11 protein-coding genes are annotated in these 14,200 nt (G+C 23.9%); 6 read left to right on the top strand and 5 right to left on the bottom strand.

What is annotated here, in order from left to right; translation table 11 throughout:
• Nucleotides 1-18: 18 nt before the first annotated feature.
• On the bottom strand, nt 19-1,113 hold the full coding sequence (serC, locus tag U0T63_01445; protein XBC39017.1) for a 3-phosphoserine/phosphohydroxythreonine transaminase: 1,095 nt from the start codon (nt 1,111-1,113) through the stop codon (nt 19-21).
• 99 nt (nt 1,114-1,212) lie between these two features.
• A complete protein-coding gene (serS, locus tag U0T63_01450; protein ID XBC39018.1) occupies nt 1,213-2,505 on the bottom strand; it encodes a serine--tRNA ligase in 1,293 nt (430 codons plus the stop codon).
• 358 nt (nt 2,506-2,863) lie between these two features.
• On the opposite strand from serS, the gene trxB reads away from it, so the two are divergent.
• From trxB to aspS, 3 genes are all read left to right on the top strand, one after another.
• A complete protein-coding gene (gene trxB / locus U0T63_01455) occupies nt 2,864-3,832 on the top strand; it encodes a thioredoxin-disulfide reductase (GenBank protein ID XBC39019.1) in 969 nt (322 codons plus the stop codon).
• A gap of 80 nt (nt 3,833-3,912) precedes the next feature.
• A complete protein-coding gene (gene infA, locus U0T63_01460; GenBank protein ID XBC39020.1) occupies nt 3,913-4,131 on the top strand; it encodes a translation initiation factor IF-1 in 219 nt (72 codons plus the stop codon).
• Between the two features lie 198 nt (nt 4,132-4,329).
• Nucleotides 4,330-6,060: an aspartate--tRNA ligase gene (aspS, locus tag U0T63_01465; protein ID XBC39490.1), complete on the top strand. Its 1,731-nt coding sequence runs from the start codon at nt 4,330-4,332 to the stop codon at nt 6,058-6,060.
• A 73-nt stretch (nt 6,061-6,133) separates the two neighbouring features.
• Here the strand turns inward: aspS and U0T63_01470 are convergent, their stop codons facing one another.
• Nucleotides 6,134-6,919, bottom strand: a complete 786-nt coding sequence (locus U0T63_01470) for an iron chelate uptake ABC transporter family permease subunit (GenBank protein ID XBC39021.1) — start codon at nt 6,917-6,919, stop codon at nt 6,134-6,136.
• 42 nt (nt 6,920-6,961) lie between these two features.
• A complete protein-coding gene (gene znuC / locus U0T63_01475; protein XBC39022.1) occupies nt 6,962-7,672 on the bottom strand; it encodes a zinc ABC transporter ATP-binding protein ZnuC in 711 nt (236 codons plus the stop codon).
• A gap of 347 nt (nt 7,673-8,019) precedes the next feature.
• On the opposite strand from znuC, the gene U0T63_01480 reads away from it, so the two are divergent.
• Entirely contained in the window at nt 8,020-9,225 is a 1,206-nt protein-coding gene (locus U0T63_01480) for a peptidoglycan DD-metalloendopeptidase family protein (protein XBC39023.1), read from the top strand.
• 52 nt (nt 9,226-9,277) lie between these two features.
• Here the strand turns inward: U0T63_01480 and pyk are convergent, their stop codons facing one another.
• Nucleotides 9,278-10,717, bottom strand: coding sequence for a pyruvate kinase (pyk, locus tag U0T63_01485; GenBank protein ID XBC39024.1), 1,440 nt, complete (start codon nt 10,715-10,717; stop codon nt 9,278-9,280).
• A gap of 393 nt (nt 10,718-11,110) precedes the next feature.
• Between pyk and zwf the strand changes: the two genes are divergently transcribed.
• Together zwf and htpX are read left to right on the top strand one after the other, a co-directional pair.
• The gene (gene zwf / locus U0T63_01490; protein XBC39025.1) at nt 11,111-12,577 is read left to right on the top strand and encodes a glucose-6-phosphate dehydrogenase; all 1,467 of its coding nucleotides are present in this window, start codon (nt 11,111-11,113) and stop codon (nt 12,575-12,577) included.
• Nucleotides 12,578-12,934: 357 nt separating this feature from the next.
• Nucleotides 12,935-13,813 carry a protease HtpX gene (gene htpX, locus U0T63_01495; protein ID XBC39026.1) on the top strand — a complete coding sequence of 293 codons (879 nt, stop codon included), beginning with the start codon at nt 12,935-12,937 and terminating at the stop codon, nt 13,811-13,813.
• Nucleotides 13,814-14,200: the final 387 nt, after the last annotated feature.

Below are 14,200 nucleotides of genomic sequence, written 5' to 3' on the forward strand. Positions count from 1 at the left end.
ATTATATACAAAGATAATTTATGAGTATTGTTTTTCAAATATTTTCATAAACTTTACTAATTTTATTACACCTTCTATTGGCATAGAATTATAAATAGATGCACGAAAACCTCCAATTATACTATGACCTTTTAAAAAATGTAATCCAAAATTATATGACTCTTTTAAAAACAACGATTGAAGATTGATATTTTTAATGTTAAATACAACATTCATATAAGAACGATTGTAATTAGAAACGTTATTAATATAAAAATTGGTACTATCTATTGCTTTATACAATAAAGTTGCTTTTTTTTTATTTAATGCTTCCATTTTTTTTAATCCACCTATTTTTTTAATCCATTTTAAAACTAAATCTGATACATACAAAGAAAATGTAGTAGGTGTATTAAACATAGACTTGTTTTCGGACATTATTGTATAATTTAGAATAGAAGGACACATGACTTTAAATTTTCCTAATAAATCTTGACGTATTATAACTATAGTTACTCCAGATGGGCCTATATTTTTTTGTGCACTAGCATAAATAACACCATATCGCTTAATGTCTATAATACGAGAAAATAAAGTAGATGAAAAATCACCTACTACCACAATATTGTCATTGAAACTAGGCTCTTCATGAATAGCAATTCCTTCAATAGTTTCGTTAGGACAATAGTGCAAGTATGCACTTTTAAAATTAATATTCCAATTACTCATAGGAGAGATATAAGTTTTTTTGTTTAATTTTTTTTTTACATTAATAATATAAGGAGTACAATATTTTTTACTTTCTTCTGCCGCTTTATACGACCAATATCCACTGCTAATATAATCTGCATGTTTATTATTCCCTAACAAATTCATGGGAACAGCAGAAAATTGTCCCCTTGCTCCACCATGAAAAAATAATACTCGATAATTTCTAGGAACTTTTAATAAGTTTCTAAGATTATGTTCTAAACTTTCTAATATTAATAAAAAATTTTTAGATCTATGGCTAATTTCTATAATTGATCTTCCATAACGTTTCCAACTACCAAATTCTAAATGTATTTTTTTTAAAACTTTTTTTGGTAACATGGAAGGTCCTGCACTAAAATTATAAATTGTATTTTCTTTCATGCGTTTATGTTTATCCTTGTATAATTAAAAGATAATAATCATATTAATTTATAAAAATCATAACAACGTTTTATAAATATTTTATAATATAATTATATTTTATAAAAATTCTAACCCTCTCATATAGTTTTTCCTTAAAATTTTAGGCACTTTCACTCGACCATCAGCTTGTTGATAATTTTCTAAAATTGCAGCTAATGTTCTACCAATTGCTAATCCTGATCCATTAATAGTATGTATAAAATGATTTTTACTATTTGAATGTGAACGAAATCGAGCATATATGCGACGTGATTGAAAATCTAACATATTTGAACAAGATGATACTTCTCTATAAGAATTTTGAGATGGAAACCATGCTTCTAAATCGTAAGTTTTTGCGGATGAAAAACTTGTTTCTCCTGAACATAATAGTACTTTTCTATATGGTAATTCTAACAATATTAAAATTTTTTCCGCATGTGAAGTTAATTCTTCTAATTTTTCCATAGAATTATTAGGATGAACTATTTGAATGATTTCAACTTTTTCAAATTGATGCATTCTAATTAAACCTTTAGTATCACGTCCATATGAAGAAGATTCTGAACGAAAACAAGGAGTATTAGCAACTAGCATTATAGGTAATTTTTTTTCTTCTAAGATACAATTTCGAAACAAATTAGTTAAGGGAACTTCTGCTGTTGGTATCAATACATACTTATTGTTTTTAGATGTATGAGACAATGCCTGAGTGTAAAATAAATCTGTACTAAATTTAGGTAATTGTCCTGTACCATATAAGTTATCTTTGAAAACTAAATAAGGAACATAAGTTTCTAAATATTTATGTTCTATAGTATGTACATCTATCATAAACTGCCCTAATGCACGATGTAATAAAGCAATATTTCCTTTCATAACGACAAATCTAGATCCGGAAATTTTAGCTGAAGCTTTCCAATCAAAACCATTTAATTGACATCCTAGTTCAATATGATCTTTTATTTTAAACGAAAAATTATGTATAATACCCCAATTATTTACTTCTTTATTATCAGTATTTGTACACCCAATTGGAATAGAATCATCAGGAATATTTGGAATATAACTTAAAAATATATTAATTTCTTTTAATAAAACATCTAAATCTTTTTTAGCTAATAATAACTCTTCAGAAATAATATGTGCTTGATTTTTTAAATTGAGATAATTTTTATTATTTTTTTTCTTATCTCGTATAAGATTAGAAATAACATTTCTTTTGAATTGAAGATTTTCAGTTTTTTTTTGTAAAAGTTTTCTTTTTTCTTCTAGAAAGATAAATTTTTCTTTGTCCAAAAAAAAGTTTCTTCTTTTTAATTTTCGAATAATATAATCAATATCATTGCGTAATAGCTTAATATCTAACATATTATGAATCTTTTTTTACAAAATTATTTCTAATTTTAATAATAAATTAAAAATAAAGATACTAAAAATAGATTATATTTTAATCTATCCTTACTATTATTTATGTTTGTTGCAATTTGTTGTTGTTGATTATTTATCTTAGATAGTTTTAAAATATATTAACATTATCAAATTTTTAAAATTTTAAATATATTTATAAAATTTCTATATTAAAACTATGCTGTATTTTATATAAAATTTAGATCTATGTAAAATAACAAAACTTTGATCAATACAATAACAATTTAATTATAAAAATTATTTTATGTGATAAAATATAAATCAAAAGTTAACATCACATATATCTTAAACACTTTAAATGAATGAACACATCAATAAACATAAAAAATTAATTATTATTGGATCGGGACCAGCTGGATACACTGCAGCTATTTATGCATCTCGAGCTAATCTTTCACCCTTATTATTTACAGGAAGTAACCCAGGAGGGCAGTTGATACATACTAATTCAATTGAAAATTGGCCAGGAGATCATAAAATTATATCTGGAATAGAATTAATGAAAAGAATGGAAGATCATGTAAAACTATTTAACACTACTATGATCTCTGAAGAAATTATCAAAGTAAATTTAAAAAAACGTCCTTTTACATTGATTAGTGAATCTAACAAAAAATATACTTCTGACGCAATTATCGTTGCTACTGGTGCTTCTGAAAGGAACTTAGGTTTACCTTCAGAAAAAAAGTATCAAGGAAAAGGCGTATCAACATGTTTTATTTGTGACGGATTTTTTTACAAAAATAAAAATGTTGCTGTTATAGGAGGAGGAAATTCTGCTATAGAAGCAGTATTATATTTATCTAACATAGTAAAATGTATACATCTCATTCATAGAAAAAACACTTTTCGTGCTGAAAACATACTAATTCAAAGATTATTTGAAAAATCAAAAAAAAATCATATCATATTACATATGAATAGCACAACACATAAAATTTTAGGAAATACAAAAGGTGTAACTGGAATTAATATTATTTCCGATAAAAATATTACAAAAACTATACATGTTTCAGGAATATTTATATCTATTGGACATAATCCTAATACAAAAATTTTTTTGAATCAACTCTCTATGAAAAATGATTATATCGTTGTTAAATCTGATTTAAATGGAAATTTTACACAAACTAGTGTTCCAGGTGTTTTTGCAGCAGGAGATGTAATAGATTATACTTATAAACAAGCCATTACTGCATCTTCTAGTGGTTGTATGGCAGCATTAGATGCAGAAAAATTTCTTAATAAGTTCCAAAATCTTTCTTAACTTTCAAAATAAAATTTAATGATGTTACATGTCGATTTTGTGAAAATTGTTTTATATTTATTCCAAAAAAGGATAACTAAATGATAAAAGAAAGCAATATTGAAATGCAAGGTACAGTAATTGATACACTACCTAATACTACATTTCGTGTAGAACTAGATAATAAACATGTTGTTATAGCACATATTTCTGGAAAAATGCGAAAAAACTATATTAGAATTTTAACTGGTGATAAGGTAACTTTAGAATTAACTCCTTACGATTTAAGTAAAGGAAGAATTATATTTAGAACTAGATAATATCTTCATGCAATTTCAAAGTAAAAACTCTAGTTCTAAAAAAAATTTAATTTATGCACGCAAAATGTTTTAAATTTTAATATATAACACCTTATTTTATCTATGTTTATTGAAATTAAATTCTATAAGTTATAAAACTACTTTAATTAGATATTTACTAAAAATTTATATAAAATATTTTACAATAGGGTAAGTATGATGCGTACAAAATATTGCGGAGAATTGAATTTAAGTCATATAAATAAACGAGTAGTATTATGTGGGTGGGTTAATAAAGTTAGAAATTTAGGAAAAATATTTTTTCTAGATATGAGAGACAGAGAAGGAATAGTGCAAGTATATTTTCATAATTCATCAAAAAGTTTATTTGAACAAGCAACTAATTTAAAAAATGAATTTTGTATTAAAATTGAGGGAATCGTACAAGAGCGGAGCAAAAAAAATAAAAATTTTAAGTTAGTTACCGGAGAAATAGAAGTTTTAGCTTTAAAATTAGTTATTTTTAATAAATCAAAATCATTACCGTTAGATTTTAATTATGAAAACTTAGATGAATTGCGTTTAAAATTTCGTTATTTAGATTTGAGACGCTCTGAAATGACTAAAAATATAGTTATGAGAAGTAAAATTACCAATTTTATTAGATTTTTTATGAGTAAAAAAAAATTTTTAGATGTTGAAACTCCTTTACTCACTAGGTCAACACCAGAAGGAGCTCGTGATTATATTGTACCTAGTCGTATACACAAAAATAAATTTTACGCTTTACCTCAATCTCCTCAATTATTTAAACAATTGTTAATGATTTCCGGAATAGATAGATATTACCAAATTGCTAAATGTTTTCGAGACGAAGATTTAAGATCAGACAGACAACCAGAATTTACGCAAATTGATATTGAAGCATCATTTGTAAAAGGAAAAAAAATACAAAAAATTACAGAACAAATGATCAAATATTTATGGAAAAAAACGTTACAAGTTGATTTAGAAAAGTTTCCAATATTAACTTTTAATAAATCTATTCAAATGTATGGTACTGATAAACCTGATTTGAGAAACCCGTTACAGCTTACAAATATTACTAATATTTCTAAAACTGAAAAAAACAATTTTTTTTATAAATCTGAAATTAAAAACAATAGTTTAGTACTTGCGTTACGTGTACCTGAAGGATCTACTCTACAAAAGAATAAATTAGACAATTATCAGGAATTTGTTAAAAATTATAGTGATAAAAAATTATTTTTTGTAAAAGTTAATAACATAAAAAATTTAAAATGTAAAAATAAATCAGTTTTTAATCCGCACAACTTAAATTATTTAAAAAAGTTGTTTGAAAAAACCTCATCAAAAAACGGTGATATTATATTTTTTCTTTTAGATTCACAAAAAATAGTTACTCATGCTATGAGTGAATTAAGAATACACGTCGGAAATGATTTAAATATAACTAATAAACAAATTTGGAAACCTGTATGGATTATAGATTTTCCATTATTTGTTCGAAATAAATTTAATAATTATATTTCTATGCATCATCCGTTTACAGCTCCTAAAAACGCAAATGATTTAACCTTAAAGAAAAAGCTAGACTATATCATATCAAATTCATATGATTTAGTAATTAATGGATATGAAATAGGAAGTGGATCTGTGAGAATCAACAATGAAAAAATTCAAAAAAAAATTTTTAATATATTAAACATTAATCAACGCAATCAAGATAAAAATTTTGGATTTTTTTTAAACGCATTGCGGTTTGGTACTCCTCCTCATGCCGGAATAGCTTTAGGATTAGATCGAATAATTATGTTATTAACACATAGCAATAACATAAGAGATGTCATTGCTTTTCCAAAAACTACTTCTGCTTCATGTCTTACTACAGAAGCTCCACACGAACTTGACTACGAAACATCAAAATGATTTTAAATAAATTCACATAAATTTATAAAAATTCAAATTATATTATTTTATAATAATGACATATTCAAAAATACTAATTTATTTTTTTTACATAACTCAGTAAAAATATACTAGTTGAAAATAATGCAATGGAAGGACTAATAGGAATACTAAATAATATTGAAATTATCACTCCACCTGTTAAAGAAATCATTCCTATTAAAATTGAAAATATAGCCATAATTTCAGGAGAAGAAGAAAAACCTTGTGCGGTCGCTGCAGGAATCAGTAAAAGTGATATAATAATTAAAGACCCTATAAATTTTATAGCAATACTAATGGTTAATGCAATTAAGAAAATTAAAATAAAGTTAATTTTGTAAACATTAATTCCATCTACTTTAGCAAGATCAGAACTAATTGTAACTAATAAAATATAATTCCAATATTTTAATAAAATAAAAAAAATAACCAAGGAACTAAAAAATATAAGAGTTAAGTCGAAATTAGTTACTTCTAATAAATTTCCAAATAAATAGTTCGTAAAACGCGTTTTTTGAACATCAGAAACTATACTCATAATTATCATTCCAAGAGATAAAGAACTATAACCTATAATTCCAAGAATAGTGTCTAAAGACAAAGAAGAATTATTTTCTAGCCAATTTACAAATATTCCAAAACATAAAATTATGACAAGAACTACACAAAATGGATGTATATTAAATAATATAGCAAATGCAATACCTAGCAAAGAAGAATGAGATAAAGTATCTCCAAATGAAGACATTCGACGCCAGATTATAAATGAGCCAAGCGGTCCAGCAATTAAAGTTAAAAACATACCTGCCAACCACCCAGAAAAAATTAATTCACACATATTTTTATTGTTATTCTCTTAATATAAAACTTTGCACATATATTAAAAATTATGATAGTGATTATGTTTATGATGATATAGTGCTAATTTATTTTTTTTTAAATTCCCAAAAATAGCAATAAATTTAGAATTTTTTGAAACTACTTCTGGAGACCCCGAACAACAAATATGTTTATTAAGACAAATTACTTCGTCTGTATTTGACATTACTAAACTTAAATCATGTGATACAATCAAAATAGAACAATTTAATTCTTTTTTAATTTTATTGATTAATTTATAAAAAATAGTTTGACCTAACAAATCAATACCTTGTGTAGGTTCATCTAAAATTAACAATTGAGGGTTATTTAGCAACGAACGAGCTAATAACACTTTTTGCATTTCTCCGCTAGATAAATCTTTTAATAAAGTATTTTCTAAATGAATAGCATTTAAACGTTTTAATATTGTTGAAGAAGATATTTGACATTGAGAAAGATCCATAAACTTTTTTACAGTTACAGGAAGAGTTTTATTAAAAATCAACTTTTGAGGCATATATCCAATTCGAAATTTTTTATTATATATTACTTTCCCTATACTAGGATATATTAATTTTAATATTACCTTTACTAAGGTAGATTTTCCAGCACCATTTGGTCCTATTAATGTTAAGATACAATCAGAATGTAATTCTAATGAAATATTAGAAAGAATTGTTGTTGTATTAAAGTTTACTGAAACATTTTTTAAAGAAACGAACAGAGACATATTTATTAAACATAATATCAAATTTGTCAATTTAATATGCTATCATAAAATATTATTTATTTAAAATAAAAGATTACTATTAATTTAAAACAATTTTTATAACCTTATAGTTGTTTAAGTAATAATGTACACATTTTAACAAATTTAAAAGTATGATATTAAAATGTGATAAACAAAAAAGTATATTTATAGTAATATATAACTCATTCATAAAAAACAATATAGAATTGATACATTTTATTCTTCGATTTTTAAAATTTAAATATTTAACTAATCTTAAAAATATTATTTTAAAACTTAATTACAGTTTTAAATAATCATAATTTTAAAAATAGGAAAAACAAAACGTGTTTCATACATTTAAAAACATTTTTTTTATTTTGGTAAAAAAATATGCAAAATTAGCAAATTTCATAAAATGCGCTATATTTTTAACACTATATATTAATTGTAGTATAGAAAGATATAATAATATAGTTAAACCTCAAAACATATGTAACAATAAAGTTTCAAAAATAAATACTGTTCTACATAATAATAATTCTACAAATACTAATTATGAGACATTATTTTTTTTAAAAAATAATTATTTTTTACATTTTATAAAAGATCATATCCCTTCTATCTTTTTTAAAAATTTTTTTATGTCTAACACAATTTTATACCCACCATGTTTAATGAATTTTTTACAAGAAAAAAGTGTAACTTTAAGCGAAATATTTAAAAATAGTATAAAATGTTCTATTAATCATGACGTTAATTTTAATTATTCACAAAAAAATTGTGAATATGTCAGTTCTTCAGGTGAGATAAGCAAGAGATCTTTTGAAAATTCCAAAAGTTTTGGATTAGATATAAATGAAATTCAAAATATAATAGAAATTATAAAATATCAAATTAATTATCATAAGTTAAAAATTAATAATCCATTTAGTTTTTTAATTAAAAAAAATATACTTGATATAAAAGTTTATAAAAACAAAATTATAGGATTTAAAATACATAATAACAAGTTAAATTATTATGGCGTTGTAGCAAATAACGGAAAATTTTATGATCATCAAGGATACAGCTTGACAGAAACGTTTCTTAAGTTTCCATCTTTTAAAAGATATCGCATATCTTCTAGCTTTAATTTGCATCGATTGAATCCAATAACTAAAAAAATTTCTCAACATCAAGGTATAGATATAGCTATGCCTGTAGGAACTCCTATACTGTCTATAGGAAATGGAGAAATTACAAAAATTAAATCTAGTACAGTCGAAGGAAAATATGTGACTATTAAGCATAATTTTCATTACGTTACCAAATATATGCATTTAAAAACTATATTAGTAAAAGTAGGTGATAAAGTAAAAAAAGGCGAAAAAATTGGATTGTCTGGAAATACAGGTTATTCAACAGGACCACATTTACATTATGAAATATGGTTAAATAATAGAGTTATTAATCCAGAAAAATTAGTAATTTTTGAAAAATTATCAAGAAATGATTTAAAAGTTTATTTAAAGTTTTTAAACAGTATTTTCATACATTTAAAAAATATTTAATTTAAATATTTACTTAAATATTTGTTTTAATTAAATATATGAAGTTTGAAAATTATACTTTTAAAATCCTGCTAGTATTAGTGGTTCCAATTCTACCCATAACATCTCCTTGTGTAATAATCACTAAGTTACCTTTATTTAAAAAACCTCGATCTTTTAATAAAATTATTGCATCGTTAGCCGCTGATACACCTGAATTTTTGCTATTAAAAAATATAGGAGTAACACCACGATATAATGAAGTTAATCTTAAAGTTTTAATTTTAGAAGATAAAGCAAAAATAGGTAATCCCGAAGTAATTCTAGAAGTCATTAAAGCTGTTTTTCCTGATTCTGTCATTGTAATAATTGCAGTAATGCCATGTAAATGATTAGCTGTATACATAGCTGACATAGCAATGGCTTCTTCAATATCATAAAATTTATCGTTTAATCGATGTCTAGATACATTTATGCTTGGCATTTTTTCTGCTCCTTTACAAATTTTAGACATCATTTGTATTGTTTCAATAGGATATTTCCCAGAAGCTGTTTCAGCTGACAACATTACAGCGTCACTTCCATCTAAAACAGCATTAGCAACATCCATTACTTCTGCTCTAGTAGGCATAGGATGAATAATCATTGATTCCATCATTTGAGTGGCTGTAATTACCACTCTATTTAACTGTCTAGCACGCCTAATTAAAATTTTTTGAATTCCCACTAATTCAGAATCACCTATTTCTATACCTAAATCTCCTCTAGCAACCATAATAGCATCTGAAGCTAATATAATATCATCAATAATTTTTTGATTAGATACCGCTTCAGCACGTTCTATTTTAGCTACAATTTTAGCTGAACTTCCATATTTCAAAGCTAATGTTCGAGCAGTATTTAAATCTTTACTACAACGAGGAAAAGAAACCGCTAAATAATCTACACCAATTTCGGATGCAATTTTAATATCTTTTTTATCTTTTTCAGTTAATGTATCAGCTGATAATCCTCCACCTAATTTATTAATTCCTTTATTGTTAGATAATATACCTCCTACAATTACCTGAGTAAATATTTTATTACCTTTAATATTTGTTACTTCTAATTGTATTTTCCCATCATCTAATAATAATTTGTCCCCCTTACAAACATCTTTTGGCAATTTTTTATAGTCTATTCCTACTTGCTTTTCATTTCCATCATCTACACTTAAGTCAGTATTTAATATAAATGTATCTTTTGAATTCAAAATTACTTTATTTTTTTTAAACTTTGAAATGCGAATTTTAGGACCTTGCAAATCACCTAGTAATGCAATATGTACTCCTAACTTTTTCATAATATTCTTTGCATTTCTAGCTCGCAGTACATGCTCTTCTGGAGTGCCATGAGAAAAGTTTAGCCTAATTACATTTACTCCTGATTTAATCATATTCTCAAGTACAGTATTATTGTCTGTAGAGGGTCCTAGAGTAGCGACAATTTTAGTTCTTTTAAAACGATTTTTCATATTTTTATTTTTACTTAATAATTTAAAATTACTAATTTAATAAAATAAAACACAAAAAATAAAACTTTAATGTTTATATGTATAACTATATAAAACATATATATTCTAATAATTATTAATTTTATAGAAATATTTTATTTTGTCTTATAATATAAAATTTTTTATATTAAGTTGAGAAATTTTGTTTTTATTTTACATAATGTTATTATACATTAATATATAAATCAAAGAAACACTAATAGTTTTATTATCACATTATTATATATAAAAGAGATCCTATATTTCGTATTATGTTTTTAAATAACTATTTTAATTATGTTAAAGTAAAATATTAAACTTAAAACAATGACAGTTATGAAACATGCTTAACATTAAAATAACAAGGAAATAATTATGAACGATGTAACTGCTACATATGATTTAGTTATCTTTGGTGCTAAAGGAGATCTTGCATGTAGGAAATTGTTGCCCGCTTTATATCAATTAGAAAAAAATGAAAAACTAGCAAAAAACATGAAAATTATAGGGGTAGGGAGAGCTCTATGGAACAAACAAGACTATTTAGAAATAATTCGAAAATCGCTAAAAAAATTCATGCATGAAGAAATACAAGAAAATATATGGAAAACGTTTTCATTACGTTTTGAATTTTGTAATCTCGATATAAATGATACGAAAAACTTTATAAAATTAAAAAAAATGTTTTACGATAAAAAAAAATTAATTATACATTATTTTGCAATGCCTCAAAATACATTTAGCAAAATTTGTAAAGGACTAAAATATATACATTTAAATCTTGAACCTACAAGAGTTATAATAGAAAAACCGTTAGGTTCTTCTTTAAAAACATCACAAAAAATAAATTCTGGAATTAGTAAATATTTCAAAGAAAACCAGATTTTTCGAATAGATCATTATTTAGGAAAAGAAACAATATTAAATTTGTTAGCTTTTAGATTTTCTAATTCTCTTTTTTATTACAATTGGAACAGAAATTTTATCGATCACGTCCAAATAACTATTTCTGAAAGTATAGGTATTGAAGGACGAAAAGAATACTTCGATAATGCTGGTCAAATTAGAGATATGGTTCAAAATCACATGTTGCAAATATTAACTATTATTACTATGTCTGAACCTATTAATTTGTATTCTAATAGTATAAAGAACGAAAAAATAAAGATCTTACAAGCACTACGTCCATTTACTCATAAAAATATCTATGAAAATGTTGTATTAGGTCAATATTCTTCTAATATTGTTAATGGAAATAAAATATCTTCATATTTAGAGGATATAGGAACGAATATATCTAGTAATACTGAAACATTTGTGTCTATGAAAGTTAACATTGATAATAAACAATGGTCTGGAGTACCTTTCTATTTACGAACAGGAAAAAGAATGCCTAAAAAGCATTCAGAAATAGTTATATCCTTTAAAGATATTTCAACTAATATTTTTAATAAAAATTCTCCATATCTATCTAAAAACAAAGTAATTATATTTCTACAACCCAATGAAGGAATAAACATTCAAATTTTAAATAAAGTTCCAAACTTAGAACATAAGTATAAATTAGATACAATTAATTTAAATTTTCATTATGATCAACATTTTAAGTCATTAAAGTTATTTGATGCATATGAAAAATTATTGCTAGAAGGAATACGAGGTAATCATTCTTTATTTGTACGAAGAGACGAAATAGAATTAGCATGGAGTTGGATTGATTCAATTTTTGATTCTATAAAACATAACAAAAAACTATTATTTTTATATCCTTCTGGAACGTTAGGACCTCATGCATCTAAAAATATAATTGAAAAAGATGGTTATACATGGAACGAATTTTAAATATGATATTTCGTAGTAATTATACATTAATAAAAAACAGAACATTAAAACTTTTTTTAATAAATTGATATATATAAAATATATTTTTAAAATTTGTTAAAGTAATGTTAAATGTTATATATAAATTTATTAAAAACGAGTTTTTATATCATAAAGTTTTATTTGATATATTTAATACTATATAAATTCTGTAATAAAATAAATACTTAATTTATAAAAACTATAATAATAAATTTTAAAATTTTATAAATTACTTTAAAATTTAAAAATTAACATTAAAATGTTATAAAAAAGATTTAAATATATAAGCTATTATATATAATGTTTATTATTAATTAAAACGTTCAGGAAAAAATTATGATACGCATAATACTATTTTTATTAACTAATTTAGCAGTGATTTGTGTTTTTGGATTTGTTTTAAGTATTACTGGAATTAAATCTGGAAGTATGTCTGGATTACTTATTATGTCTACTATATTTGGATTTAGTGGATCTATAATATCATTATTGATGTCAAAATGGATTGCATTAAGATCTGTAAATGGGCAAGTAATACATTTTCCTAATAACGAAACTGAAAATTGGCTAATAAATACTGTCACATCACAATCTAAAAAAGTAGGTATTAGTACACCGGAAGTAGCAATATACCATGCTTCTGATATTAATGCATTTGCTACAGGAGCAAGACGAAATGCTGCTTTAATAGCTGTTTCTACTGGTTTATTAGACAACATGAAAAAAAATGAAGCTGAAGCAGTAATAGCACATGAAATTACTCACATAGCTAATGGTGATATGATTACTATGACGTTATTGCAAGGAATAGTAAATACATTTGTCATTTTTGCATCTAGAATTGTGGCTCAAATGGTTTCATTTTTCTTGTCAGGAGAAAAAAACGAAAATAATTATTCTCTTGGAAATACTTGGACATATGTAATAACCTCTACTATTTTAGAATTAATCTTTGGTATTTTTGCTAGTATAATTACTATGTGGTTTTCTAGACATCGTGAATTTTATGCTGATGCTGGATCAGCAAAACTAGTAGGAAAGCAAAAAATGATAGCTGCACTAGAAAAATTAAAGTTAAGTTACGAACCTCAAGAATCTAGCAGTATGATAGCATTTTGCATTAACGGAAAGTCCAACCATTTTATTAACTTATTTATGTCCCATCCATCATTAGAAAAACGTATTAATGCTTTATATCAACAAGATTACATGTAAATTTATATTTAATTTTAGAATTTAAAAATGTTTTTATTTATTTTAATTATAGCTTTCTTAAATAAAAACATTATTTGAAATAATCTCAAATTAATAAATTTATATTAAATTTTTAATTTAATAAACTTTTCACTAATAATTTAAAATTACAAAAATTTTAAATTAAAATTAAAAATGAATTTAATCAATCATTTTCGTATATTATACTGTACAATATTTGAAATTTACAAAGATTTAAAATTAATAACTATAAGTTTAAAAATCTTAAAAGCATTTTAAATGACAAACTTCTATAAAAAAATTTTAAACAAAATTGTTACATTTATATTTATAATATCATCATATTAAGCATGAACATAAGTGAATGGATATAGATTAAAAATTTTT

The sequence above is a fragment of the Buchnera aphidicola (Nurudea shiraii) genome, from assembly GCA_039829955.1.
Classification (GTDB): Bacteria; Pseudomonadota; Gammaproteobacteria; order Enterobacterales; family Enterobacteriaceae; genus Buchnera_B; species Buchnera_B aphidicola_AY.

Excerpts from the sequence above, each read along its gene's own strand:
- serS (XBC39018.1), bottom strand. The coding sequence starts at position 2,505 with ATGTTAGATATTAAGCTATTACGCAATGATATTGATTATATTATTCGA.
- U0T63_01470 (XBC39021.1), bottom strand. The coding sequence starts at position 6,919 with ATGTGTGAATTAATTTTTTCTGGGTGGTTGGCAGGTATGTTTTTAACT.
- zwf (XBC39025.1), top strand. The coding sequence starts at position 11,111 with ATGAACGATGTAACTGCTACATATGATTTAGTTATCTTTGGTGCTAAA.
- aspS (XBC39490.1), top strand. The coding sequence starts at position 4,330 with ATGCGTACAAAATATTGCGGAGAATTGAATTTAAGTCATATAAATAAA.
- znuC (XBC39022.1), bottom strand. The coding sequence starts at position 7,672 with ATGTCTCTGTTCGTTTCTTTAAAAAATGTTTCAGTAAACTTTAATACA.
- trxB (XBC39019.1), top strand. The coding sequence starts at position 2,864 with ATGAATGAACACATCAATAAACATAAAAAATTAATTATTATTGGATCG.
- infA (XBC39020.1), top strand. The coding sequence starts at position 3,913 with ATGATAAAAGAAAGCAATATTGAAATGCAAGGTACAGTAATTGATACA.
- pyk (XBC39024.1), bottom strand. The coding sequence starts at position 10,717 with ATGAAAAATCGTTTTAAAAGAACTAAAATTGTCGCTACTCTAGGACCC.
- htpX (XBC39026.1), top strand. The coding sequence starts at position 12,935 with ATGATACGCATAATACTATTTTTATTAACTAATTTAGCAGTGATTTGT.
- serC (XBC39017.1), bottom strand. The coding sequence starts at position 1,113 with ATGAAAGAAAATACAATTTATAATTTTAGTGCAGGACCTTCCATGTTA.